The 25489-nt window shown below is 61.7% G+C and carries 20 protein-coding genes and 1 pseudogene; 13 read left to right on the top strand and 8 right to left on the bottom strand.

Annotated elements, in window-relative coordinates; translation table 11 throughout:
- Positions 1–28: 28 nt before the first annotated feature.
- Positions 29–946: an EamA family transporter gene (locus tag BBD46_RS15530; RefSeq protein WP_071402607.1), complete on the bottom strand. Its 918-nt coding sequence runs from the start codon at positions 944–946 to the stop codon at positions 29–31.
- Between the two features lie 112 nt (positions 947–1058).
- On the opposite strand from BBD46_RS15530, the gene arcS reads away from it, so the two are divergent.
- The gene (gene arcS / locus BBD46_RS15525; RefSeq protein ID WP_071402606.1) at positions 1059–2879 is read left to right on the top strand and encodes an archaeosine synthase subunit alpha; all 1821 of its coding nucleotides are present in this window, start codon (positions 1059–1061) and stop codon (positions 2877–2879) included.
- Positions 2880–3139: 260 nt separating this feature from the next.
- Here arcS and BBD46_RS15520 read toward each other — a convergent pair whose 3' ends face one another.
- A complete protein-coding gene (locus tag BBD46_RS15520) occupies positions 3140–4396 on the bottom strand; it encodes a magnesium transporter (protein ID WP_071402605.1) in 1257 nt (418 codons plus the stop codon).
- Positions 4397–5017: 621 nt separating this feature from the next.
- On the opposite strand from BBD46_RS15520, the gene BBD46_RS15515 reads away from it, so the two are divergent.
- On the top strand, positions 5018–5314 hold the full coding sequence (locus BBD46_RS15515) for a hypothetical protein (protein WP_071402604.1): 297 nt from the start codon (positions 5018–5020) through the stop codon (positions 5312–5314).
- Positions 5315–5613: 299 nt separating this feature from the next.
- On the opposite strand, the gene BBD46_RS15505 is transcribed toward BBD46_RS15515, so the two are convergent.
- Positions 5614–6792: a PQQ-binding-like beta-propeller repeat protein gene (locus BBD46_RS15505; protein WP_071402602.1), complete on the bottom strand. Its 1179-nt coding sequence runs from the start codon at positions 6790–6792 to the stop codon at positions 5614–5616.
- 215 nt (positions 6793–7007) lie between these two features.
- Here BBD46_RS15505 and BBD46_RS23560 point away from each other — a divergent pair.
- The 4 genes and pseudogenes from BBD46_RS23560 to BBD46_RS15490 all read left to right on the top strand — a co-directional run.
- Positions 7008–7238, top strand: a pseudogene (locus BBD46_RS23560) (HNH endonuclease); the annotation flags it as partial.
- Between the two features lie 9 nt (positions 7239–7247).
- The gene (locus tag BBD46_RS15500) at positions 7248–7964 is read left to right on the top strand and encodes a hypothetical protein (RefSeq protein WP_071402601.1); all 717 of its coding nucleotides are present in this window, start codon (positions 7248–7250) and stop codon (positions 7962–7964) included.
- 401 nt (positions 7965–8365) lie between these two features.
- Entirely contained in the window at positions 8366–8965 is a 600-nt protein-coding gene (locus BBD46_RS15495) for an HdeD family acid-resistance protein (protein ID WP_071402711.1), read from the top strand.
- 215 nt (positions 8966–9180) lie between these two features.
- Positions 9181–10209 carry an LLM class flavin-dependent oxidoreductase gene (locus tag BBD46_RS15490; RefSeq protein WP_071402600.1) on the top strand — a complete coding sequence of 343 codons (1029 nt, stop codon included), beginning with the start codon at positions 9181–9183 and terminating at the stop codon, positions 10207–10209.
- Between the two features lie 16 nt (positions 10210–10225).
- Here BBD46_RS15490 and BBD46_RS15485 read toward each other — a convergent pair whose 3' ends face one another.
- The 3 genes from BBD46_RS15485 to BBD46_RS15475 form a co-directional block, all read right to left on the bottom strand.
- Entirely contained in the window at positions 10226–11875 is a 1650-nt protein-coding gene (locus BBD46_RS15485) for a bacterio-opsin activator domain-containing protein (protein ID WP_071402710.1), read from the bottom strand.
- 248 nt (positions 11876–12123) lie between these two features.
- Entirely contained in the window at positions 12124–12588 is a 465-nt protein-coding gene (locus BBD46_RS15480; RefSeq protein WP_071402599.1) for a response regulator, read from the bottom strand.
- 567 nt (positions 12589–13155) lie between these two features.
- Positions 13156–14196 (bottom strand): Cdc6/Cdc18 family protein, encoded by a 1041-nt coding sequence (locus BBD46_RS15475; RefSeq protein ID WP_071402598.1) that lies wholly within the window; start codon positions 14194–14196, stop codon positions 13156–13158.
- Between the two features lie 1395 nt (positions 14197–15591).
- Between BBD46_RS15475 and BBD46_RS15470 the strand changes: the two genes are divergently transcribed.
- From BBD46_RS15470 to BBD46_RS15445, 6 genes are all read left to right on the top strand, one after another.
- On the top strand, positions 15592–16521 hold the full coding sequence (locus BBD46_RS15470; RefSeq protein ID WP_071402597.1) for a GNAT family N-acetyltransferase: 930 nt from the start codon (positions 15592–15594) through the stop codon (positions 16519–16521).
- Positions 16522–16544: 23 nt separating this feature from the next.
- Complete coding sequence (locus BBD46_RS15465) at positions 16545–16931, top strand: hypothetical protein (protein ID WP_071402596.1); 387 nt, start codon at positions 16545–16547, stop codon at positions 16929–16931.
- A 178-nt stretch (positions 16932–17109) separates the two neighbouring features.
- Positions 17110–18378 (top strand): ABC transporter substrate-binding protein, encoded by a 1269-nt coding sequence (locus tag BBD46_RS15460; RefSeq protein WP_171908218.1) that lies wholly within the window; start codon positions 17110–17112, stop codon positions 18376–18378.
- Positions 18375–20948 carry a methyl-accepting chemotaxis protein gene (locus tag BBD46_RS15455; RefSeq protein ID WP_071402595.1) on the top strand — a complete coding sequence of 858 codons (2574 nt, stop codon included), beginning with the start codon at positions 18375–18377 and terminating at the stop codon, positions 20946–20948. Before BBD46_RS15460 ends, BBD46_RS15455 begins: the two co-directional genes overlap by 4 nt.
- A 123-nt stretch (positions 20949–21071) precedes the next feature.
- A complete protein-coding gene (locus BBD46_RS15450) occupies positions 21072–21785 on the top strand; it encodes a DUF2270 domain-containing protein (protein WP_071402594.1) in 714 nt (237 codons plus the stop codon).
- Between the two features lie 311 nt (positions 21786–22096).
- Complete coding sequence (locus tag BBD46_RS15445; RefSeq protein ID WP_253184579.1) at positions 22097–22288, top strand: hypothetical protein; 192 nt, start codon at positions 22097–22099, stop codon at positions 22286–22288.
- Between the two features lie 487 nt (positions 22289–22775).
- On the opposite strand, the gene BBD46_RS15440 is transcribed toward BBD46_RS15445, so the two are convergent.
- A complete protein-coding gene (locus tag BBD46_RS15440; protein WP_071402592.1) occupies positions 22776–23843 on the bottom strand; it encodes a tyrosine-type recombinase/integrase in 1068 nt (355 codons plus the stop codon).
- A gap of 663 nt (positions 23844–24506) precedes the next feature.
- Between BBD46_RS15440 and BBD46_RS15435 the strand changes: the two genes are divergently transcribed.
- Complete coding sequence (locus tag BBD46_RS15435; protein WP_071402591.1) at positions 24507–24746, top strand: MarR family transcriptional regulator; 240 nt, start codon at positions 24507–24509, stop codon at positions 24744–24746.
- A gap of 15 nt (positions 24747–24761) precedes the next feature.
- On the opposite strand, the gene BBD46_RS15430 is transcribed toward BBD46_RS15435, so the two are convergent.
- On the bottom strand, positions 24762–25489 hold a 728-nt coding region (locus BBD46_RS15430; protein ID WP_071402590.1), incomplete at its 5' end, for a hypothetical protein.

Here is a 25489-nt window from a genome sequence, read left to right as displayed (position 1 = left end):
GCGGTCTCTCCGGCCTGCACTCTCGCCGTTAGCCCGAAATAGACACGAACGACGCCCCCAGCACGACGATTACTGCAGCCACACCGACGCGCCAGCTGACGTGCTCGAGTCGCGTCGGCAAGAAGAGTGCAGAGAGCACGACGACGAACAACGGCGTGAGCTGCAACAGTGGCATGACTACCACGACGGGCGCGATCTCGAGTGCCGCGAAGTACGCGACGAAGGCGATAGTCGTCGAGACGCCGGCGGCAACGTACCAGAACGTAGCCCGTTCGCGAATCGGGATTCGGCGAAGTGAGCCGGTCCAGAGCTGGTAGCTCACGAATCCGACTGTCGCCGAACCAGCCATGGCGACCAAACCCGGGAGGATCGCCGTCCCCTCAGACAGGCCGACGGAGACGAAGATCGGCTCGAGTCCGATACAGACCGCGGCTCCGAGTGGCAACAGGAGGGTGATACCGGTTTCCCGGAGCGACCGCTCGCGTGCCGTCGTCGCGGCGGTTTCCCAGGAGACGACGGCCAGGCCGACGACGACCAGCACGATGCCGAGGAGGTGAATCAGCGTGAGTCGTTCATCGAGTAGCACGATGGCGAACACCGTCGCGAAAAGCACGTTTGAGGCCACGATCGGCGAGGTCAGGCTCGCACCGATCTCGTCCGTGCTCTTGAACATGAGCAGTCGCGCGACGAACATCCCGACGAGGCCGGCCCCAGCAAACGACGCGAGCGAGGTTGGGGTGTACAGCCCCGTGTACGGCGGCGGGTAGAGAACAAGCATGGGGAGACCGACGAGGACGACGTTACACAGCAAGACGACGAGCACCGCGTCGGTGACATCGCCGTCGTCGACGCCCAGGCGCACGCAAAGGAACTGGCCAGCAAACGCCAGCGCGCCGACGACTGCGAGCGCCACTCCGAGCGCTGACTCGGAGAGTTCGAGTACCATGACCCTCCTTTCGAGCGAACTGTGATAATGACTCTGTCCGGCACGCGAACACGACACGGACGCTGCGATCCACACCGACAGCCTCTTTCGCGCTCCCCCACCCAGTTCTGGTATGACCGAGTACTTCGAAGTCCACGAGCGCGACGGGGCCGCGCGCGTGGGCGAGCTGCGCCTCGATTTCGAGGCCGTCGCTGGCGATGCTGATTCGGACACCGATTCGAACCCCGACGCTGCTCCCGACCGAACCCCACCCCAAACGACACCCGCGCTCGTCGACGACGTACTCGAGGACGCGGGCTCACTCTGGTCGGCAGAGCGCGAGTTCCCGGACGGCGACGACTCCGCACTGACGGTGCTCCCGCACCGGTCGTTCCCGGGCGGGACGGCCGACGAGGTGCAGGAATCGTTCGCCGTCGACTATCCGGACGTCGAGTTTCCCAGTGTGGCAGTCGTCTCGAGTGACCATGTCGACGACCACGGGACGGATGCCTACGCAGTGTCTGACGTGCAGTCGTTCACCGGCCACGGTGCGGGACTCGTCGAGGCCGTCGTCAACGTTCGCGAGGAGATTCCGACCGACACCGCGCTGTTCTTTTCGGGTGTCGCGACGCCGCGAAACGTCGCGCTGTTAGCATACGCCGGCGTCGACCTGTTCGACCGAACCGCGGCCATCGTGAAGGGAACTGAGGGCCGGTACCTGACCACCGACGAGGCCTATTTCCTCGAAGATCTGGAAGAGTTGCCGTGCTCCTGTCCGGCCTGCCAGCAGCCCCGCGAGGCGTTCACCCGCGAAGACTGCGTCGACCACAACGTCAACGCCCTGGAGGCGGAACTCGGCATCGTCCGCCGACGGATTCGTGATGGCCGCCTGCGTGACTACGTCGAGGGCCAGGCCCGACAGGATCAGTGGCTCACCGCCGCAATGCGCGAACTCGACTCGCAGTGGGGCTACCTGGCGGAACGGACGCCGATCCTCCGAGACGCACAGATCGACGCCGCGACCGAGGACACCCTCCGCCGCGTCGAGATCCAGCGCTACGCCGACCGGGTTACGACGCGGTACCAAAACCGATTCAAGAACCCGCTTGTGCTTGTCCCCTGCTCGGCGGCCAAACCCTACAGCGAGTCCCAGAGCCACCGCCAGTTCCACGACGCCATCCAGTGGCGCGCCCACCTCGTCTCGATGACGAGCCCCATCGGCGTCGTCCCGCAGGAACTCGAGACGACCTACCCAGCCCAGCACTACGACACCGTGGTCACGGGTCGCTGGTCCGAGGACGAAAAGCAGTTCGTGAGCGAGGTACTCAGGCGGTATCTCGAGCGCAACGAGTACCCGAAGATCATCGCCCACGTCCCCAACGAGGGGTACCGCGACATCGTCGGCCGCGTCGAAGAGGAGCTGGATCTCGACATCACCTACACCGTCGACGAGCACCCGACCGACGACGAGTCCCTCGCGAACCTGAGCGAGGCGCTGTCGGGCGAACTCAAGTACTCCAAACGCGAGCGCGAGCACAACACCGTCCGCGCTATCGCGGACTACCTGCTCGGCGACGGTGCCGGCGACGACCTCTTCGAGGATATCCAGACGACCAGCCGCTACCCGAAGATTCAGGTCCGCGACCGCGAGGACACGCAACTGGCGACGATGGTGCCCCAGTACGGCACGCTCTCGTTCACACTCGCAGGCGCACGCCGCTGGGTCGACAGCGACGCACCGGTCAAGCGTGTCGAAATCGACGGCTTCGTTCCCCACGGGAGCGTGCTCGCGCCGGGGGTGGTCGAGGCCGACGAGGAGATTCGCGTGGGAGACGAGGTCGTCGTCGAGGGGCCGAAGGCGTTCGGCGTCGGCCGCGCCGAGATGTTCGGCCGCGAGATGGCGGAGAGTTCGCGCGGGATTGCGGCTGAGATTCGCCACGTCGAAGAGAAGTAGTCCGTGGTGTTCGTCTGGTAGGCAGGGGGCTGAACCTCTCTCGAACGGACGGTTCTGTTGCAGCTCGATTCATCGGGTAGTTGTTTCTGTGAGTTGTCGTGCACAACGTGTGCTTCTCGAGCAACGCCATTTCTGTGAGTTCCACGTACTGTTCCTGGAAGCGTGCTGAATACAGGGAGCAGATCTCGCATAGAGGGCAGTCAGATTGGTGTTACCAGCGTAGTCAAGCACATCTAGCGACAGAAGTGTACCGGTGGCACTTACAACAGGATCGCCTGGGCCAATCCGAGGAAGACGAAAAAGCCTAGCACGTCGGTCGCCGTAGTGATGAAGATCGTCGCAGACGTGGCTGGATCGAATCCCACCCGATCGAGTAACAGCGGCGTAATAGCGCCGAAAAAGCCTGCAATCACGAGATTTGCGACCATTGAGATGCCAATAACGGCCCCGAGTAAGAGACCAAATTCGCCGAATGAAAAGGCGATAGCGATAACGGCGACAAGCACACCGGTAATAATTCCATTGACGGCACCGGCAACGACTTCGTTGAAGATGACACGCTTGCCGGTGTTGAGTGACACCTCATCGAGTGAAATTCCACGAACCGTGACCGCCATCGCCTGTGTGCCAGCATTTCCGCCCATCCCGGCGACGACCGGCATGTATGCTGCCAAGATGGCGACAGCAGCGATGGTTGACTCGAACAACCCAACCACCGCTGCAGCCATAAACGCCGTTCCGAGGTTGAGAATTAACCACTTGTATCGTCGCCGTACCTTGGTACCTGGACCATCGAGAACACTCTCTTCTTCAGCGACCCCGGTGAACTCGTAGAGCGTTTGCCCCCGCGCGTCTTCGAGTAGCCGCAACAAGTCCTCGGCATGAATCACTCCGAGGATGTCTTCTTCTTCATCGAGGACGGCAACGGAACGCTCGCGGTTTTGCCTGAATACCTCGAGGACCTCTTCGTCGTCGCGGTCGTACCGGACATGCGGTGTCTCTTGAACGTAGTCGCTGATCGTCTCGGTTTCAGGATCGGCCACGGACAGTGCTGCACCAGGGAGTTCGCCTTGTAATTCCCCATCGTCAGTAACGAAAATCGTCGGAACACGTCCCCTTCTCTCTTCGAACCGACAAACGCGTTCGGTCACTTCTGGGAAGTCCCGCGTTTCATCAACGGTGACGTAATCGAGGCTCATTACCCCGGCTGCACTTTCAGGGTCAAACGAGAGTAGGAAGTCGATTTTCTCGCGGCGTTCACTATCGAGCGTCGTGAGTAGCGCCTCACGTGTTTCCTCGTCAGTGTACCCGAGAACGTCCGTCACCTCGTCCGGATCGAGACCGTCGATAAACATCTCCAATGCAGACCGATGCATGTCTCCGATGAGGTGTTCTTGTACCTCTTCCGGGAGTGTGAAGAACACATCACGCCACTTTCTCAGTGGCAAGTCTGTGAACGGATCCGACGGCTCCGAAGCCATCGCAATCGTCTCCTGGATATCCGTCTGCTGAGCCATATGCAGAATATATGAGCCGAGCACTAAATCACGACTGATGGCGCTATCACAACACGGCCCTCTCAGCAGTGGCTGCTCTAACGACACTGAACAGCCTTCGATAAACACGCAAAAGAGAGATTTTCGCTGCTGAATTTAGTCTCTGTATTCAGCAGGCCATCTTTCAACAACCGTTATATCATAATACTAATGCTCTCCCCCGTATCCGATACTAACCACTACAACTGACGAACTAACCCGGCCCACAGAGGAGTACGGTGACGTTCGACCCTCTTTCTTCACGGAAATTCCAGTAATTATATTACTATCCTTAACTAACTGTCACAACGGAAGCCACCAAAACGAATGCGCGGGGGCATGCGTACGAAATGCCCCGGGTGCTGTAACACCCGAGACGTGGCTTCCATCGCGGCACGCAATGGTTGCCATGTTTCCGTTACTCCTACCGAGACAAAAAGGTCTCGCACGACGCACAGGTATAGACACAGACACAGACACAGGTATCGCTCCCAAGCAGCGCACTCACGACCAGCGGACTCACGGCCAGCGCACAGAACCGTGCGGTTCCGAGCAGGAACCCACTCCGGACCGTCTCCTCCCCGATCGTCGACGGTGGTCTCGATGACTGCACGGTTCGACGAGCACGCCGACGAGTCGACGCCACTCGAGTCGGCCTCCCACGAGCCAGCCGACCTCGACGTGCGAACCGAGACGCGCTGCTACCGCTGTGACCGCATCCTCAAAACCGATCACTGGATTTGCCTCACCACGCGTCCGGGTCCCGACGCGACGGCCCACTACGAAGCCACGAGCCGGGTCTGGTGTCCTGACTGTGTGGCTGCCATCGGGCTACTCGAGTTCGCTGCCGATCCGGGATCGAGATCGGGATCGGGATCGGGGTCGACCGGTTCGGGCTGAATCAGTAGTCGATAGTCGGTTCGATGGCCCCTTCGCTGACGAGGTCGTCATCAAGGAGAAGTGACTCGGCTCTCGCACGATAGCCTGTGAGGGGTAGACGCACTTCGAGTAGCCCGTTTTGACAAACCGCTAGCTGCCGGATAGCGATCGGTGCCGGCGAGCGAAAGACAACCGCGAATTCTGCCAACCACCTCATCAGACCGAACAGCAGTGGAGTTCATGAACAAGTGCACAGTTCGGTTCCGTTGAGGCCCCGAATCACCCGATTTGCCGTGGCGATCCCCGTCGACCGAGGTTGCTCACTCGCGCAAGGCGACGATGTGATTGTCCGCCGTCGACGCGTACAGTGTCGAGTCCGCAACGGCAAATCGGGCAGTTCCGACCGCGTCGTCCCCATCCCTCCCTCCGCCCCACTCCCAGAGACGGTCGCCGGAATCGGCATCCATCGCGGTCAGCGGGTAGCCAGCGTACACTGTCCCGTCGGCGACGATCGCGCCGGCAGCCCCACTCACCTCGGCGCTCCACCGGCGGCTCCCGTCAGGCTCCAGTGCAAGGAGGGCAGCACCGCTCGTCGCGACCGGCGACACGATCGGCCCGCTCTCGGCAGCAGTGATCGCGACCGACCCGTACTCGAGTTCGATGCTGTGCTGTGTTTCGCCGTCGACGGTGGAGACGATGATGGTAGCAGCATCGGCGGGAGGGTGATACTGGGGGACGTAGAGCTGTTCGTCCGCGATCGTTGGCGGGCCTGCTTCGGCCGCGGGCTTGGTCTGGACGCGCCACCGCTCTGTGAGCGTGCGACCGTCTGCCTCGTAGCTGGCGAGCAGGTCCGAGAAGGCCGCGTACAGTATGCCGTTGGCGGACGCCAGATTTCGGACCCATAGCTCGCGTTCGCGGACGATGTCGCCAGTGTCTGCGTGGAGCGTCCAGTACCGGTTTCGACCGGCGACGAAGACGTAGCCGCGCTGTTCGTGGACGCCCGTGAGTTGGTCCGGGACGGTAGCCCGCCATTGCTCGTCTCCGGTGGGCGAACGTGCTACCAGGGTCGATTCCTGAAGCCCCCAGTGCAGTTGGTAGAGGCGTCCATCGACGTATTTCAGCCTGGCAGCGCTGTCGAGGTCGTAGTCCCACTGGCGCGTCCCGTCGGCGGCGTCGAGCGCCACTAGTCGATCTTGCGTCGTGACGTACACTGTTCCGTTGGCGACGACGAGTGAACCATCACCGAGCGGGTCCTCGAGGTCGTATCGCCAGTCGATTTCGGGTTCGGTCCGTGGCGGTGTTGCGTGTGGGTTGTACCGGCGGTTTGCGGGGCCGTAGTCGTCCTCAGCCCACGTGCCCGGTCCGGGTTGCCAGTCCGCCTCAACGCGACGCTCTGGAGCACTGCGGCGTACGTCCCCGAGGCGTTCCTGAGCGGAGGTACAGCCAGCGAGGCCAACGGTCGTAGCCGATGCGGCCACGAGGAACGGGCGACGACGCATAGTGAGTACAGTCGCTGCTCACTCGCCTACAGTAAATATTTGCTGAATATGACGCTAATCATAGGTTCGATTTATTCATAAAAAGGCAGCGAACAGTTCGCGTATTCCCCAGTACTGCCAGATGAGCGGCGAGTAGAGCCCGAGAAGTTACCAGCGCATCTAGTGGGGTATCAACAAAGATGGCTTTAAGAGAATTTGTATAGTATCTTGGGGAGATGGGTCAGGAGTGGGGAGCAAAATACGCCGATAATTGGGACGATATCTCAGAGTATGTCAAAGATCGCGACAACTATACCTGCCAATCGTGTGGGGTGAGGGGACGCCAATACGGGCCCGCTGAACTGCATTCACACCACATACATCACAAAAGTGAAGGTGGCAGTGATGATCCCTCGAACTTAGTAACTCTCTGTTGGCGATGCCACAACGAGGCCCATGATCATTTTGTCCAGCCGATGACAGAGAAGGCACGCACAGATCGACCAGCCGTGTCAACACGCTCCTCCGCGTCATCGAATACAGCCAAGCAGACGTGGAAGATCAGTGACGGTCCGGCTGATGAAAACCTCCAGCGGATTGCGGACGACATCTATGGCTCTAGTCACGAGACCACGACACGCCAGCGGTCTCGGTCTGGTTCTGCAGTCGCCGACAACGCTGGTGTAACGGTAGATCGAAGTACCGATCCCACAGTAACGACAACGCTTCAACTCAGTACACTGGGTCAGAATGATCCCCTTCCGGCAGAAGACTACACGCCACATGGACTCACCGTCTCTATCTTGCTCATTCTTGGCATTCCGGGCGTTGTCGTATTCTCACTACTGAGTCAGTCAATCATCAGTTCAGCACTACTTACCCTTGCTCTGGCAGCCATTGCGTATCCCTTCCTCTACATACACAACAAACCCGTTTCAGAGGATCTGAACAGGATTAACGAACTTATTGGACCATATGAGAAAAAGAAACGGGAGATAAACAACATGATCGAGCAGAATGGGGATGTTCCTGACAAAGACATTAATGACCTGAGAAGCCTCCATGGAGAAATTTCAACTATTGTGTCGAGAAGAAATGAGGGTCATTTCAACAGCCAATTCGTCGACCAGGTTGCGGTAACGACAAGCGATATCAAACGGTTGGAACGGGGCAACGTCACGTTCCGAACGTAGTGACACTCCCTTCCACAGCGCGGTCGAATCCGTGAGTATTCGCAACAGGCTCACACGCACGCCACCTGCTGCCCTGACTGTGTCGCTGTGATCGACCGACTCGAGTTCATCTCTGAGCCACAGCTATGTGGTTCGGACTGAGCCGGGAGAACAGGGTGACTTCGAGGTGTGTGCGAACACACGCTGGATCGTCTGTGAAGGGTGATATGACAATTGAAGTGATTCGACGGGAGATATGTCCGAACAGACAGTATGGTGCCGTCTGAGACCACGCAGCGCGCCTTCGAGGCCCCAGAACCTGAGTGTATCCGACTTTCGGACCGGTCCATATCCGCGACCTACTGTCAAACTGTGAAAATGTGTTATCTCCGTACACTGCGTACGTCTCTGTGGAGACGATTATGTCCTCAAACACAGCAACTGCTGACCACGAATCGCACGGCTACTCACTCAAGCGCGGATGGCGAACACTGGCCATCGCCGGCGCTGTCGTCGGGCTCATCGGCCTGCTAGCGATCGCGTTCCCGCTCGCGACGGGCATTTCTGTTACCCTCGTAATCGGCGCACTGCTCGTCCTGAGCGGGATCGTCCACGGCGCACACGCCTTCACCGCACGCGGGTGGAGCGGCTCGATGTGGCAACTCGCACTCGGCGTCATCTCGGTCGTCGCGGGTGTGCTCGTACTCGCGAACCCCGTCATCGGGCTCGTGACCCTCACGCTGCTCGCGATTGCCTACCTGCTGGCCGATGGCGTGGCTGAACTCTGGCTGTCGATGCGGATGGCCGACCAGCCCGGCCGAATGTCCGTCGCCGCGAGCGGCGTTCTCTCGCTCGTTCTGGCCGGTCTGCTCTGGGTCGGTTTCCCGGCGGACGCAGCCTGGGCAATCGGCCTGCTCGTCGGTATCAGCCTCTTCATGACCGGCCTCTCGATGGGCATCGTGGCTATCACCGGCCGCAACATGGAAGAAACGACCACGGCGGGCGAGCCACGGGCCGCGTAAGCGCGTGACGCGCGCCTACCAACGTTTTCGACCTCTTTTGACGATGTCAGTACTCGACCGGTGAGCGAACGCCCTGTCACGGAGCACCCTACCACTACCAAAGCAGACAGCAACGGAGCCCCCTAACCAACCAACAGCAGACAGCAAAACAGCAACTACCTCACGTACGTCCACAAAGCGAGCCGTTATTCGGCCTTCGGTCCCGAGCACACTGCGTGAACCTCTCGATCGTCGATCTCGCGCCCGTCCCCGACGGCGCGAGCGCAACCGAAGCGTACGAGAACACGGTCGAACTCGCCCAACTGGCCGAGGAACTGGGCTACTCGCGGTTCTGGGTCGCCGAACACCACGGCATGGCCGACTCGATCGCGAGCACGACGCCCGAAGTCCTGATCGCCCACTTGGCCGCGAACACCGACGAGATCCGCGTCGGCTCGGGCACCGTCCTGCTTAACCACTACAGCCCGTTCAAGGTCGCCGAGTCGTTCAGCACGCTCGACGCCCTCGCCCCCGGCCGCATCGACCTGGGCCTCGGTCGTGCCACCGGTATGCCCGCCGCCGACCGCGCGCTCCGTACCGAGCGCCGGAAACGTAACCCCGACGAAGACCACGCCGAGAAGATCGAGGAGGCTGCCGCCCACCTCTACGACGAGTTCGGCGCAGACCATCCCTACTCGAAGCTCTCCCTCGCGCGCTCCGAAAGCGACGTACCGGAGATCTGGGTGCTCGGCTCGAGTCCCTCCAGCGCGAAGATCGCGGGCGAACTCGGGCTTCGATACTGCTTTGCTGCGTTCATCCGTCCAAACCTCGCCGAACGAGCGTTCGAGACCTACCACGAGCACTTCGAGCCAACTGACTCAGACGCTGGCTTGGACGAACCGGAGGGAATGCTCGCGGTGAACGTCGCCTGCGACGAGACCGACGAGGACGCTGCACGGCTCCGTGCGAGCGCCGAAGCATCGTACAAGCGCATGCAACGCGGCGTCGTCGGCTCCCTGCCGTCGGTCGAGGAAGCGATCGACGAACTCGGCGGCGTCCCGGAGCCGACGCCGCAGTCGATCCCGTCTGGAGAGTGGCCCCGTGCGCTCTCCGGCAGCCCGGAAACAGTCGGCACGCTCCTCGAGACGCTGACGGACCGCGTCGGTGTCGACGACGTAATCGTCCAGAATCTTATCGCAGATCACGACGACGTATGTCGGTCGCACGAACTACTCGCCGACGCGGTCGGACTGGCCGACCACTGAGCGGCGGCTGCCTTGCTCACTGCTCCTGGTCGTCGAGTACCGAATCGAAGAACTTCCGTTCTGCCGTCCGCAGGTGCTGGTTGAACGTCGCCGGTGCGATCCCCAGCCGGTCTGCGATATCCTCGCCAGTGCTCTCCCGGGGCCACTCGAAGTAGCCCGCGAAGTAGGCCGTCTCGAGTGCCGCTCGCTGTTTCTCGGTCAGGTCCTGTTCGAGGACGGCCGTTGCGCTCGAGCCACGACTCGAGCCGCTGCGATCGCTTCGCTCGGTCGTCCGCTGGGCGAGATAGGTGGCGTCCGGGCGCTGTTCCTTGATGAGTTCGATCATCTGGCGGGTGTCACGGCCACGTGGAAGCTCGACGACGAACCGGAACTCGCCGTCTGCGATCGTCGCCGAGGCGACACGGCCGCCGTGGGTTGCGATCGCCTCGAACAGCGAGGCCGCGGCGGGCATCACGAACTCGAACTCGAACTCGTCTCGTCGCGCCGAGAGGAACCGGGTATCGCTAACGCCGTCGATTCGTTCGACCGTCTCTTCGAACTCCTCCTGTGCAATGTCCGTCGCCGAGCCGTAGGCGAGCAGGGTTTCATCGCCGCGGACGAGCTGATTGATCGAAATGTGGCCGGACTCGCGTTCGGAGAGGCCCACCAGCTCGGGCACCATCTCCTCGAGTCTGAACTCGAGTTCGATGACGGCGTCACTGACGAGTGCATCACGGCGCTCGATCGCCGTGATCGCGTGTGCGACGGTGTCACCAATCCGAGCAAGAATCTGGGTTTCCGGCGAGGTGAACGCCCGTGTTGAACTCGAGTAGATGTTCAACACGCCGTAGATGAGGTCCTCGTGGATGATCGGAACCGCGGCTGAGGAGTGATAGCCTCGCGTCGTGGCTTCCTCGCGCCACGGCTCGAAGTCGGGATCGGAGTCGATGCTGTTTGCGACCTGTACCTCGCCGGTTCGGATCGCGGTTCCGGACGGCCCCTGTCCGGCGGCGTCGGTCTCGTCGACGCTAATCTCGACGTCCTCGAGGTAGCCCTCCTCGATGCCAGCGGCGGCCTTCGGGACGACATCGTCGCGACCCGGATTAACTTCGCCGACCCAGGCGAATCGGTAACCGTCCGACGCGGTAAAGCGGTCACAGACTGCCTGTTCGAGCTCGGCGCGGGTCTCGGTCGTGATCACCGAATTGATGATGTCGTGCCCGATATCGTTCAACCGGTTGACCGTCTCGAGTTGCTCGCGCTGGCGTCGGCGTTCGTGCTCCTGGCGTGCACGTTCGATCGCGTGGTGGATCGTTCTGACGAGCAGTTCGCTGGTTACCTCGTCCTTGACGAGGAAGTCCTGGGCACCCTGCTGGATCGCCTGAATGCCGACCTGCTGGTCGCGGAGCCCGGTCAGGACGACGATCGGCGTTGCGGTGCTCGCATCGGAGACCGTCTCGAGTGTCTCGAGTCCCTGGCTGTCGGGGAGGTTCAGGTCGAGCAAAACGACGTCGATCGAGCGCTGCTCGAACAACTCGAGTCCCTCCTCGAGTCGGTTGGCACGGGTTATCTCGGGCGTTCGACCGGCTGTCTCGTCGGAGCTTACCCGCTGTGCGAGCTCCTCGGTCCCGCGTAACATCTCCTCGATTAAGCGCGCGTCGCCGGGGTTGTCCTCGATGAGGAGGATCCGAAGGCTCGGTGTGGTCTCTTCCTCTGATGACTCTGCAACGCCAGTGCCGGTGGATTCGCCGCCGTCGGTGCGTTTGACGCCTCGGAACTCTCGCTCGATTACCGTATCCGTTTGCCCAGTTTTGGAGTCCGTTCGCTCGGATTCGATATCCGTTCGTCCGGATTTGGATTCGGCTTCGGTTTCCGCTTCCGGTTTAGCCCCAGTTTCTGCGTCGCCGTCACCACCACTCCCGCGCTGACCACCGCTCACGGCTGATCACCCTCTGGAGGTAGCCGAACGACGGAAAACCAGAACTTCTCGAACGCTCGGACCGTCTCGATGAACTCGTCCGGGTCCACCGGCTTCGTCAGATACGCGTTCGCGTGCAGCTCGTAGGACTTCGCAACGTCCTCTTCTGCTCGCGAACTCGTCAGCACGATCACCGGAATCGAGCGCAGTTCCGAATCTCCCTTGAGCTCCTCGAGTACCTCCTCGCCGTCGGTCCGCGGGAGGTTAAGATCGAGCAGGATCAGATCCGGTCGCGGCGCATCCCCGTACTCGTTTTGCTGATGGAGGAACTCGAGTGCCTCCGTGCCGTCGGAGACGACGTGCAGGTCGTTCTCGATGCGACCCTGTTTGAACGCTTCCTTGGTGAGGCGGACGTCGCCGGGGTTGTCCTCGACGAGGAGTATCTGTGCTGTTGTGGGTGATGATGGGCGTCTGGTGGTCATTGCTGGGTGGGTGTGTCAGTGGGGTCGCATCGCGGAGTTGTGGTACGGGCCGGTGACGACATCTGGAGGGATTCGCAAGTAAGAGAGAGTGGAAAGCAGGAACGGTGGTGCCCGGCCGATTGGAACCAGACGGGAGAACGGCAGACTGTAGTCGGGTCAAAGACGGATGTTCGACGACAGTAGGGACTAGGAGGCAGCGCTGAAGTGTGACCGGGACGGACGCGTGTATCGTCGTTCGACCACGGCCAGGGAAAAGCGGCCATCTCGTACTACCGCAAAGTCGACTAGAAGGGATAAATGTAGTGTTCACACCTCGTATCGGCTGACTCTTCTGAATGTCAGATAGTTTTGAGCCACTATTCGTCAAAAGAGACAGAAACGGGAGTTCTGAAGCGGTCAGTGTACCGGGCTAGAGGAACGACTGCACCAGTTACACACTGATCGCACGTCCGCGGTTCGGAACGAACGAAGTGAGTGAGAACCGCGCTCGCTCCAAACCGCACTCTCGTCGAACCGCGCTGCCGTCGCACGATCAGGAGTACAATGACTTGCAGCGGCTCCGATAGCTTACGAGTTCTCGCCAGACTGGTCGGACTCGTTGGATTCGTCGGCAACCAATCGATACCGCCGCCCTCGGTGTTTCCCGACCGATTCGATCAGGTCGTAATGGACCATCTTCGTTAGATGATTCCGCAGTGTCCGAGTCGTCTTTGGCTCCTCGACTCGCTGTTCGTACCGTTCGTAGAGCGTCCCTGGCTCGATTTCACCGGCATCGTTGATCACGTCGTACAGCACCCGCTGGTGTTCGAGCAGCCCTTCGACCGTCTTTTGTCGGATCGCCGTCCGCGCATCCGGAATCGCAGCGTCGATCATCGCGGTGGTTACCTGCTCGTCGCCAGCCTGTTCGGCACGTCGCGCTGCTGAGCGCAGGATACCAATGCCGACGCGAGCGTCCCCCGAGGCCGCCTCAGCAATCGTCCGCAACTGCTCGGTCCGGACCGCGTTTGGCTCCAGTCCCTGTATCGCGCGCTCGCGAAGGATAGCAACGAGTTCGTCCGTTCCGTACCGATCGAACTGAACGCGGGTCCCGGCGTGGAGCCGCGATCGGACCCGGTCGTCGAAACTCGCAAACAGTTCCTCCTCCCGGTTAGCGATCAGCACGAGCGAGACGTGTGGGAGCCGGTGGAGGTCGTAGAGAACAGCGGTCTCCTCAAGTTGGTCGACCTCATCGAGGACGGCGACGAGCGGTCGGTCGCCTGCGTCGTCGAGGCGGCCGAACAGTTCGTCCTTCGGCGTCGACCGATGGATCGACGTCGTCTGGTCGATTGCCTCGAGAAGGCTGTACAGTACCCGAAAGCGCGTGTACTCCTGCCAACAGTTGACGTAGGCAACGCGCACGTCGGGGTCCTGTGCTTGCAGTTGAGCGAGCGTATAGCGAGCGAGACAGGTCTTGCCGACGCCGGTGGGTCCGAACAGGAACGCCGGGTCGGTTCGGTGACCGGCAAGCAGCGGTTCCAGGGACTCGGAGAGGAGGTTGACCTCGTCGTGGCGGTGAACGACTTCGCTGGGAACGAAGTCCTCGCGCAGCACACGGTCGTCGACGATCACACAGACAGGGTTGCTTACCAATCACAATAAGTGGTCGGTGCAGATGACTGTCTCAACCCGATTCTGTATATCGTTATGTGGTATAAAGGTCCGCTGTTCGGTAGCCGGAGAACGTTACACCGGTGTCGTGCAGGACGTGGCTACAACCGGACAGCCTGCCGGCGCTCGTCGAGCAAGAATCAGAATAGACTGCCAGTTAGTCAATCAGTTCGTGGTGATCTCGCGGTGGCGAGACACTGGCCACTGGTTACCGACCAGACACCACGCAGCGGTCATCCCTGGCGCGACTCGTTCGCAGAGTTCACAATGAATCCGACGATGAGCAGGCAGGTCGGCGTACACATCGTACGGTCGCACCCTCAAACAACGCAAGCCGTGACCCCAGTGCAGAGGAGACAGTGGGAGTCACTGCACGCCGGTCGGACGACGAACGAGCGATTTCGGAGTGGTACAGTTCGAGACGAGTGTGGTTCCTCACTCACTTCGTTCGTTCCGAGCCGCAGAAAAGCGAACGAGCAACAGCGTGTGGGTCGTGAGCGAAATGAGTGGGGCCAGATAAGGGGGAGACCGAAGTGACCCGCAAGCGAGCGTGCGATGAGTGTGCACTGGTCGCGGTCGTTACCACAGTGGAAACAATCTCGGTCAGCAATACAATTCTGTGTTACCGATAGTGGGAACCCTCGCCCAGACCATCCACACTCGATACCCGAACACGTTCTCCACAGCCACGCACGAAATCGGGTGCAAACGAAGCACCCCCCTGATCGAGCTGATTCGATACCCAGTTCGAAGCCTGAAACCCCCCGTATTTCGGTGTCAAATGGGTCCCCACAATACCCGGTTTACAAACAGACGCTGGTATCTGCCACGATCCGAAGGTCGCGTCACACCGTCACAACAGACTGGGCCGACACGGCCCTGAACCGGGCAACCAGTGATCAAATATCGTTTTGGGGTGTTAGAAACGGGACCGGGCCTACCATTCACGAGTCACCCACCGGCAGGACCGATATCGACAGCTGCAGTAGGTTGGGACTCGAGTACCGGCTCTTTGGTAGCCACGAACTCGAGGTTCGATTTCAGGCACGTGCGGGCAGAGCGTGCTCTCGGAGCGTGGCTGACGACTACCGACAGAAGGGTGTCTTTTGGGTGTGCGCAAGCGAAACCGTTCCAATGAATCATATGCCGGTATATAGAACCCAATAGTGGCGATTAGCTGCTCGGTAACTCGAGTACCTGCGCTGATCTCGGGGAGGATCGGTCAACGAAGCGGTACCGGCGTCTCTGGACGAGCACCTGGTGAGTAGCGATCAGGAGGTACTACTCACGAACCGAGACGCGCAGGTTTCGTCTGCAACCCGCACACTCATACGCCCGCTCGGTGGGCCAGCAGGTATGCAAAGCGACGCGACCCCATCGTTCGACGACGACCGTCAACGTGCGGTCTACGAGTTCGTCGAGCGACACGGAACGGCAACACGTACGGAGGTGCTGCGATCGGTTCGGATCGATGCAGGACCGACCCACTCGAAGCCGGCGCGCTCCGGTCGATACACGCAGGAGGCGGCGTTGTCGCCGACCGAACTGGCGACGTGTCTCGACAACCTGGTAGCCGAAGGGTGGCTCACCGAGCGCGAGGGAACCCTTCGGGTCTCACTCCCCGGTGCACCGACGGAACGAGAGACCGACGCGGGGCGACTTCGAATCCGGCGCGCACGGGAACGCGATCGGACGGCTCTCTTCGAGATGATGCGCACTGTCGCAGCCGATGGCAGTTATGTGGTCGCTGCCGACCTTGCGACGCGACTCGAACGTGCGCCAGCGCTGGTTCGCGTGAACGGCACCGAAGACGGCGCAGCGTCTCGGATCTGTTTTGTTGCCGTGCTCGACACCGATGCAGCGGCCACTGGTGACGATAGTAACGGAGACGCCGACAGTGACGACATCGACGCAGACACCGGCAGTGATGACATCGACACCGACACCGACACCCCCGCCACCAGTCACGATGACCACCAACTCGTCGGCTGGCTCCACCTCGACACCCCCGCACTCGAGTCCCGCTCGCACACAGCCGAGGTAACCGTCGGCGTCGACCCAGACCACCGACGACAGGGCATCGGCCAGGCGCTCCTCGAGTACGGACTCGAGTGGGCGGGCGAGGCGGGGTACCGAAAGCTGGTACAGGGGGTGCCAGCGACGAGTACGGAGGCGATTGCGTTCCTCTCGGAGTGGGATCGAGAGGGCGAGCGGGCGGAGCACTATCGGATCGACGGAGAGTACGTCGACGAGGTGCTGTTCGCGGCGTGGCCTACAGTTTCTTGAGGGTTGCTGACAGACACCGAGGTATGGAGGAGATCGAACTGGGTGTTCCGAAACCGTTGCTCGAGCGATTACCGGCCGACGACGACGTTGCTGCATCCGATATGCAGCGGGCTGTCGGCGGTTGGGAACAGCAAGTAAACGAGATAATCGAATCCGCCGAAGACGACCGGGCGGCGGCCGCCCAACTGCTCGACGTGATCGACCGGTTCGAAGCGCGCTATGAGACCTACGACGACCTGGTACCGGAGCTTCGCGCGTGGGGCCAGTCACCGATCTACGCGATTGCCTGGCGGACGCTGTACGCGGATGTCGTTGCCCAGTTGTACGAACACGATGACCTCGCGGATCATATCGACCGGGAGCGAAACGCACGACTCGTCGACGACGGGATTCGACTTCGCGATCTCTGAGGAAGGGAAGACACCCGATTTTCAGGCGCGTATTGACAGCCAGTGGCCCTCGACAGATGGTGTGTCGACAGAGCCGTCAACGAATCAGAAGATGGCCACAACGTTGAAACTCTGAAAATTGGACACATAGCCATGGATTGGATGGCAAGGGGCAATCGGGTGCTTCCGGGGGATATCGATGCGTGAACGGCAGCGAATTGGACGACGAGACCTGTTGTCGACAGCGGCGGGAGCGACACTGGTCGCAACCGCCGGCTGTCTGTCAGACGGACTCATCGGCGACACCGACGGCGATGGCCGGCCTGCACTGTCCGAGCGAACGCTGCGTTACGGCGGCGTGCTCCCACAGTCGGGCGGCCTCGGTGCAGTCGGTGGGGCACTCGAGAACGCGACGACACTACCGATCGCTGAACTCGAAGAGTCGGAACTCGATGTGACAATCGAGTACGAGGGTGTCGACTCGGAAACGACGCCAACGGCAGCCGTCGACGCGGTCGCTGACCTGATCGAGGACGGCTATCCGGCAGTCGTCGGCGCAGCGGGGTCGGACGTGACGCTGCAGATGACACAGCAGGCGACGATTCCAGCGGAGGTCGTCTCCTGTTCGCCAGCGAGTACGTCGCCGACGGTCGGTATTCTCAACGACCGCGGCTTTTCGTTCCGGACCGCACCGGATGACTCGATGCAGGCGGTCGTCGCAGCACAGCTTGCAGTCGCCGAACACGATGCGGAGACGGCAGCAACGCTGTATACCGCGGGTGACTACGGACGGCAGCTCTCTGGTGCGTTCTCGGCGTCGTTCGACGGCGAGATTCAACGACAGGTGTCGTTCGACGAGGGGAGCGAGTCCTTCGACGAGCCGATCGCTGAAGCGCTCTCGGGCGAGCCGGATATCCTGTTTCTCGTCTCCTACATGGAGGACGGAGTCGGCCTGCTTTCGGACTACTATGACGGGCATGCCGGCGACGAGATTGTCTTCGTCAGCGACGGACTGCAGGAGGACTCGATTCCACAGGGTGTGGACGCCTCGTTCTCCGATATTTACGGCACTGCACCGGTTTCATCGGGGCCTGGGCAGGGGACGTTCGCTCGGATGTATCGGGATGAGTTCGGGGCAGATCCGGCGATATTCACGGCGAACTCCTACGATGCGGCCGCGACGATCTTGCTCGCGAACGCCGCTGCAGGTGAGAACGACGGTGCGGCGATTCGATCGCAGATGATCGAGGTGACGACCGGCGACGGCACAGAGATCCAGCCGGGCGAACTCGCCGACGGGCTCGAACTCGCCGCTGCCGGTGAGCCGATCCGATACCGCGGTGCGTCCGGTGAAATCGAGTTCGACGAGAGCGGCGATGGTGGGTCGATCACCTACGAGTACTTCACGTTCGGCGAGGACAGCGTCAACCCCCTGTCGGAACACGAGCCAGAGGGGGTGGCACAATGACGGCTGATACGTCGGCTGACGAGACGCCGACGAGCAACGAAGCAGCGGGCGAGAACGGGACGGCCCCCGCAAACGAGCCACCAGTAACAGCCGACAGCGGTGGCGTCAGACAGCGAATTCGGTCAGCGGTTCCCACGATGATTCGGGGGAGCTACCGTGCAAAGTTCATCATCTCGATCCTCCTCATCCTCGTGATTATCTCGGCCGTCGGGGCGATCGGCTACGTCGACGCCGAGCGGACCGTCGAATCCGACGCCGAGCAGCAACTCACTGCGACGGTCGACATGCACGCGGACTCGATCAACGAGTGGACGATCGCGATGGAATCGCATACGCGATCGCTCTCCTCGGCGTCGGCTCTCGCGGGTACCGACGCAGAGACCGCCGAGGCGTACGTCGTCGAAGAACAGGCGAAACTCCCGGTCGACGTTCGGGCAGTGCACGTCGTCGATACGAACGACGACGCAGTCCTGACCAGCACCAACGGCGAACTGCGCGGCGAATCGCTCGGTGCCGTCGACGAACCGTGGACCGAGATCGAACCCGGCGTCGACCTGACGGCCGCAAACGACGTCTGGTACTCGCCAACAGCCTACGAGTCCACGTCGCTCGACGACCAGGTGATCGCGTTCGCCAGCCCGATCGAGGGCGACGAAGCGCGAATCGCCGTCGTCGTCGGGACGATCGACTACCGCGTGGACGGGCTCAGACAGCTCCACGAAGACCAGGAGACGATGATCCTCAACACCGACGGCGACACCGTGCTCGCAAGCGACGAACTCGCCGGCGAGCCGGACGATGAAATCGTCGAATCACTCGGTCTCGTCCGCGAGGGCACCGCGTTCGAACGTGACGACGACGCCGGCCTCGTCATCGGCTACGGCGCAACCGCCGACAACGACTGGGTCGCGGTGACCACCGTTCCAGCAGCACAGGCCTTTGCCGCGAGCAATGCTGTCGGCTGGACCCTGCTCTCCGTGATCGGTACCGGGCTTCTGTCCCTGCTGGTCGGCGGCTTCTTCCTCGCCCGCCAGACCGTTACCCCGCTCGAGGACCTCCGCAACCGCGCCGAACGCATGGAGGCCGGCGACCTCGACGTCGACCTCTCGACGAGCCGTATCGATGAGGTCGGCCAGCTCTACCAGTCGTTCGACGAGATGAGCGGCGCACTCGAGACGCGGATCACCGAAGCCCGCGAGGCACAGGCTGATGCGGAAGCCGCACAGGAGGCCGCCGAGGCGGCGAAAGCCGACGCCGAAGCGGCACAGGAGGACGCCGAAGCCGAACGCGAGCGGCTGGCCGAGGTAACCGACGAACTCCAGTGGGCCGCAGACCAGTACAGCCAGACCATGCGCGCCGCCGCAGACGGCGACCTCACCGTCCGCGCCGACGTCGACACCGACAACGAGCAGATGCAAGAGATCGGTGCCGAGTTCAACGCGATGCTCGAGGAACTCGAGTCCACCGTCGATGACGTCAAGCAGTTCGCGACGGACGTCGCCGCGGCGAGCGAGCAGGTCAGCGCCTCGAGTACGGAGGTCCAGCGCGCGAGCGAGCAGGTCGCCGACTCCGTCCAGGAGATTTCGGACGCCTCCGCGCGCCAGAGCGACCAGTTGCAGACGGTCGATGCCGAAATGTCCGATCTCTCGGCGACGACCGAGGAGATCGCCTCCACCGCGACGGAGGTTTCGACCGTCGCCGAGCGCACCGTCGAGTCCAGTCGCGAGGGCCGTGAGGCCGCAACTGCCGCGATTGAGGAGATGGCCGCGGTCGAGACGAAGGCGGACCACGCCGTCGAAACGATCCGGTCACTCGAGAACGAGGTCGAGGAGATCACCGAACTCGTCGACGCCATTTCGGGTGTTGCGGATCAGACGAACCTGCTCGCGCTGAACGCGAGTATCGAGGCGACGAGAGCGGGTGAGGGTGGTGAGGCGGGTGGCTTCGATATGGTCGCCCAGGAGATCAAGGCGCTCTCTGGGGACGCGAAGGAGGCAGCCGCCGAGATCGACGACCGGATCGAAGAGATCCGCGAGAAGACCGACGAATCGGTCAGCGTCGTCGAGGAGACGAGCGAACGAGTCGAGGAGGGGACCGAGGCAGTACAGCCAGCGGTCGAGTCGCTCACTGAGATCGCTTCGTTCGCCGAGGACACCAACGACGGCGTCACGGAGATTTCCGCGGCGACGGACGCCCAGGCGTCCTCGACCGAGGAGGTCGTCACTGCCGTCGACGAAGTTGCGACCAGCAGCGAGGAGTCGGCCGCAGAGGCCAGCAACGTCTCGGCCGCGGCGGAAGAGCAGACGGCCTCGCTCACCGAGGTTACCGACAGCGTCGACTCGCTTGCAGACCAGGCCGCCGCGCTCTCGCAGACGCTCGATCGGTTCGAGACGGCTGTCGATTACGACGGACGAGACGAGCGAGATGGCCGAGACGAGCGAGATGGACAAGAGCCGAACAGCGACCGGGAACGAACACGCGACTCGGCACGAACCAGCAGCGAGCGCAACAGGTCGGAACGCGATGACGACACCATTGACCCGCTGTCCGGCTCGCCGCCGAACCGCTGACCACATCGCTTCTGTTGTCTGTTCCGGGGCCAACGAGCGTTCCCGGACCAGAACTGTCCGATCAGGCGATTTTCTGGCTCTCGACGGCTGCGAGGCTATAGCCGTCGGTGACGTACGACCAGCATGGACCGGCACAGACACAACGACACACTCGACACCGAGGACGAAGAGATCGGCGCGGCCGCTGCCACCGATCCCGACGACTTCCTCGCGATGGTCCCCCACTTCTACCGCGGCGAGGTCAGCCAGGCCAGCAGCGCACAGGACCGACTCGACCGCACCACTGACTGGGCGATCACCCTGATCGCCGCGCTGCTCTCGCTGGTCTTCTCGAGTGCGGACATGCCAGCGTACCTGCTGCTCGTCGGCCTGCTCTTGCTCTCGATGTTCCTCTTCTTCGAGGTGCGTCGCTACAGATTCTACGACGTGTGGCGCGCTCGCGTGCGGCTACTGCAGGAGAACGTCTTCGCGAACGCGTTCGATCCCGCCGGTGCGGAACACCCCCGCTGGCGCGAGGCAGTCGGCGAGGACCTCCGACGACCGACGTTCAAGGTGTCGTTCTTCGAAGCGCTCTCGCGACGGGTTCGGCGGGTATATGCGCTCCTGTTCGCCATCGTTGGCGTCGCCTGGCTCAGCAAGGTGACACTCTTTACGCCCGAAGCACAGTGGACCGAAGCCGCGGAGTTGCCGGGCGTTCCCGGAATCGCCGTCGCAACCGGGCTGGCGCTGTTCTACCTCGCCGTGGTGCTCATCGCAGCCTGGCCGGCAGAGCGGCGTGCAAAAGGCGAGATTCACGGCGTCGAAACCGGCGACTGGAAGGAGACAAGCAAGCGGTAACTCCGAGGGTGAACTCGAGTACGGCTTGTGTCGCAGCTGTGTCACACCCGCTATGAGGGGTGGCGGTTTCCCGGTCTCGCAGCGGTTGGTGACACCGTCTCGTCCCAGAGAGCAGCCCACACCGAATCGGATAGGGGCGGTTCTTCCAGTGGGACGACAGATTTGGAAATAGAAACGCTAATTCGGGAGATATTGCTACTACACGGTCGAAACCGATGGCGAATCGAGACGATGTTTCCAGAGAGTTAGCTAAATGTGCGAACTGTGACTCCGTCTATGCGGCCCGACGGTGGCCGGACGGCGATATTCAAATGATCGGCAGTGATGGCTGCCCGTGTGGATCGACCGACTTCGTGCTGGTCGATGATGGGGATGATGACGGCGACCGAGCAGCGGTCAATGATGCGGACGGCGACGGCGACCAAGCAGCGATCGAAACCGAACCTGGCAGAGAGAGCGACGGCGACGATGATCCCTCACCGGATCGGACGACCGCAGAATAGGCCACCCGGATACGGTCTGCGTCGATAGCTCGTGTGTCGAGATTCCTCGTTGTGGCTGTGTGGTACTTGGACGTGGTACTCGAGTACCCTGCGCGCTTGGAATCACGATTTCTACCGAAGACGCGGCGGAACCGATCGGTGACGTGGCTCGACAGGAGTCGCGGATTGAGTGGCGACGGACAGCCACGGTGCGACCGTCAGCAGACGACTCTCCGAAGCGGCCGCTACCTGTCAGAGGACGCAGGGAGCGAGGAGATATCCAGGGGATGGGCACAGATTGCGAACTTGCCGAGACGTGCGCGCTCCGTTGTGCGCGCCTCGTCTGCTCGGGTCTGCTTGGTTTCTTTTGCCTCGGTCCGAACGGCTCGCTTCGCTCGCCGTCGTTGTTTGGTGGGGGAGATGGGCCGGCGCAGCGGGGAACTACCCGCAAACTGCGTACCCTTGGGTTGCTCACTGTGCGAAATCGTCGTAACTGTGTTGCTCTGTCTCATTGGTGGAAATCCAGCTGCTCGACGAGCGATCGACGCCGCTTCTCCATGCGCTCGCGAAGGCGTCGCCGTCGCTCCTCGGGATCGGCTTTGTCGTAGTGCTGTTCGATCGTCTTCACCGTCGCGTTGACTCGCTCTGCAACGTCCTCGGGCGGCCAGCCGCGGTTCAACAGCCAGGTGACCGTCCCGGTTCGGATCTGGTGCGGTGACCGGCTCGAGGGACACTTGCTCGCGTGCGCGTAGTCGGTGTACTCACAGGCCTCCTGCTCCTTTCCGTGCGGACAGGGGCCGTATCGGCACGGCAGCGTCGCGAGATAGCTCCAGACGCGGAGCGTGTTCTTTCCCGGACGGCCTTGCGCACTCGCGAGCAGCGGTTGCCTGCCATGATCGTCGTGAACGTCGTACCGGTGATTCCGCAGGTACTCTTTGACGACGTGCGCGGTCTCTCGAGTGAGCGCGACCGGCCGTTCACCGCCGAGTTTGTTCTTCAGCGGCGTTCCGGTATCGGGCCGGTGGCGAAAGTCAACGTACGGATCGTCGCCCAGCTCGACATCGCGGAGATCGAGCGCACGGAGCCCGCCCTGTCGTGCACCGGTGTACCACGCGAGTTCCAGAAACGCGTGCGCACGCGTTCCGTACTTTGTCTCGCTGTTCCGGTAGAACCGGAGCAGTGCAGCCGCATCGTCGGTGTGCAGTTTCGTATCGTTCGATCGGTCTTCCGGGTCGAGATCGGGGATACGGACCGCGTCAGCGAGCCCATCTTGGCCGGCACCGATGTCTTCCAGGAACTCGGCGACTTTCCGTAGCGTCCACATCTCGCCCTCGAGCGTGGCCGGGGCGACATCGGATGCACGAATCTCGTAGTATTCGTCCATATCGTACGGACGAAGATCGCCAACGGTCTCGATGCCGACCGACTCACACCACTCGACCCACAGCTTCAGTCGGTACTCCCAGCCGTGGAGGCTCCCTTCGGTGGAGTCCGCTTCGCGTCGACGGAGGTACCGGCGAACCGCTTCTCGAGGAGTGAAGTCTTCCGGGTCCGGACGGCGGCGTCGCCGACTCATCGACGCACTCCGCACGCGCCGCTGTGATCTGAAAATGCGATACGCTTACCGTGATCGGGTGTCTGGTTTGTCATGGTCTCACGTCTGTGGGACCGCGGACTCACCGTGCGCGCCGTTAGTTGGTACCTGGGGGCGCGCACGGTCGCTGTCCGTCGGTAGATCTGATCGAAAGGACCACTGATACTTAGCCGTTGCAGGGCCGTTTCCGATTCTTCCGATAAATCGGGGTTTCGTGAAATTCGTGGCTGTTGAAGCCTCTCGCGTACGTCTTCCGATTTCCGATACTTTCCGATTCCGTTTCCGGAAGTGGTTCGGGTCCGGATTGACCAGGCCGTGGGCTGTGGGCCGGAGTCTAATCGATACTGTCGATCGGGGAGTTTATCCCCCGTTACGTCGAGCGATTGCATGCTTCCGTAGTTTAGGTACGGAGGCCAGGCGGGCCGGTGCCCCTAACACCGGGTCCGCGTTCTTCCAGGGACCCGACCGGGCAGCGGCGGGTCCGTCTGGCTTCCGTCACCGACACCGAAACATCGTACCTACTTATAATTAACCGACCGTACGTTAATCTACAGTGAATCGAATGTTGCTACCGATCACAGTAACCAGTATTGATAAAATGGTTGTCTCGCACCTTCCTGTATGCGAAGACCGAGGGTTTCGTGGATGACGCAGGCAGACGACCGCATTCTCGAGACCCTCTCAGATAGCGAGCTAATCCTCTCTCCGCGAGTGCTGGCGGTCAACACCGACTACTCGCGACACTATCTGAGCACGCGACTCGGAAAATTGCACGACGCCGATCTCGTCGATCGCGTCGACGAAGGACTCTACCAGATCACCGACCGCGGGCGCGCGTATCTGAACGGAGACCTCGAGGCCGACGAACTCGAGCCGGAACCGTAGCAGTTGAGACGTGATTTATTCAGACGATTCGTGTGGTTGTTGATACCGCGGCTGAAGCCCAAGCGAGCGTGCAGCAGCAACCGGGATCGTCACCTGCTTCGGCCCAACGGTCACCGATTCGTTCGCAGTGTCTTCGATAAGCGCAGCCAGTTCTTCTCGGTAGGATTTGGGTCGCTCCTCCTGGATCTGCACCGTCTCCTTGTCGCGATGATGGATTGCACGATTCGCGAGATAGGCGAGTACAAAGAATTCACGCACTTCAGACGGCGCTTCCGCTAAGTACGAGGGGAGAGTCAAATCGTCAATTTCGGTTTTCGGTCCGACTGGCGCACCGAGGACCGCAAGCGTCCTTCCGAGAACCGTCCCTCCCGTGGTCGGACGGACCTCTGTTGCTCGCTCTTCGGACTCCTCGTGGTAGAACTCGTGCTCGAGGCCGGCCATCTCCAGCGCGTCGATCACGTGGGATCGGTGGTCGCGATGGTTCAGCGCAAAGGAAGGCGTGTACGTCTCGGTTGCGATCGAACCGCCAGAAAAGACGTTCGCGACGAGCGTGTTGAGCGCGAGAAAGGCATCGTCGCGATAGGTTGCATCCAACCAGCCCAGCTCGCGAGCGGTTTCGATTCCGCGAGCGGCGTCCGGCATTCCATCGTCGTCGACCCACCCGCGAACGCGCCCACGTGGAATATCCTGCGCGTTCGAGATCGCGTACGAGCCCTTGTCCGGGTGCTGACTCGCGTAGCGCA

Source organism: Natrialba sp. SSL1 (genome assembly GCF_001861355.1).
Taxonomy (GTDB): domain Archaea; phylum Halobacteriota; class Halobacteria; order Halobacteriales; family Natrialbaceae; genus Natrialba.
Note: the sequence above shows the minus strand (reverse complement) of the source record. Positions and strands in the feature narration are given on the sequence as shown.

Excerpts from the sequence above, each read along its gene's own strand:
- BBD46_RS15530 (WP_071402607.1), bottom strand. The coding sequence starts at position 946 with ATGGTACTCGAACTCTCCGAGTCAGCGCTCGGAGTGGCGCTCGCAGTC.
- arcS (WP_071402606.1), top strand. The coding sequence starts at position 1,059 with ATGACCGAGTACTTCGAAGTCCACGAGCGCGACGGGGCCGCGCGCGTG.
- BBD46_RS15520 (WP_071402605.1), bottom strand. The coding sequence starts at position 4,396 with ATGGCTCAGCAGACGGATATCCAGGAGACGATTGCGATGGCTTCGGAG.
- BBD46_RS15515 (WP_071402604.1), top strand. The coding sequence starts at position 5,018 with ATGACTGCACGGTTCGACGAGCACGCCGACGAGTCGACGCCACTCGAG.
- BBD46_RS15505 (WP_071402602.1), bottom strand. The coding sequence starts at position 6,792 with ATGCGTCGTCGCCCGTTCCTCGTGGCCGCATCGGCTACGACCGTTGGC.
- BBD46_RS15500 (WP_071402601.1), top strand. The coding sequence starts at position 7,248 with ATGACAGAGAAGGCACGCACAGATCGACCAGCCGTGTCAACACGCTCC.
- BBD46_RS15495 (WP_071402711.1), top strand. The coding sequence starts at position 8,366 with ATGTCCTCAAACACAGCAACTGCTGACCACGAATCGCACGGCTACTCA.
- BBD46_RS15480 (WP_071402599.1), bottom strand. The coding sequence starts at position 12,588 with ATGACCACCAGACGCCCATCATCACCCACAACAGCACAGATACTCCTC.
- BBD46_RS15470 (WP_071402597.1), top strand. The coding sequence starts at position 15,592 with ATGCAAAGCGACGCGACCCCATCGTTCGACGACGACCGTCAACGTGCG.
- BBD46_RS15465 (WP_071402596.1), top strand. The coding sequence starts at position 16,545 with ATGGAGGAGATCGAACTGGGTGTTCCGAAACCGTTGCTCGAGCGATTA.
- BBD46_RS15460 (WP_171908218.1), top strand. The coding sequence starts at position 17,110 with ATGCGTGAACGGCAGCGAATTGGACGACGAGACCTGTTGTCGACAGCG.
- BBD46_RS15455 (WP_071402595.1), top strand. The coding sequence starts at position 18,375 with ATGACGGCTGATACGTCGGCTGACGAGACGCCGACGAGCAACGAAGCA.
- BBD46_RS15450 (WP_071402594.1), top strand. The coding sequence starts at position 21,072 with ATGGACCGGCACAGACACAACGACACACTCGACACCGAGGACGAAGAG.
- BBD46_RS15445 (WP_253184579.1), top strand. The coding sequence starts at position 22,097 with ATGATCGGCAGTGATGGCTGCCCGTGTGGATCGACCGACTTCGTGCTG.
- BBD46_RS15440 (WP_071402592.1), bottom strand. The coding sequence starts at position 23,843 with ATGAGTCGGCGACGCCGCCGTCCGGACCCGGAAGACTTCACTCCTCGA.
- BBD46_RS15435 (WP_071402591.1), top strand. The coding sequence starts at position 24,507 with ATGACGCAGGCAGACGACCGCATTCTCGAGACCCTCTCAGATAGCGAG.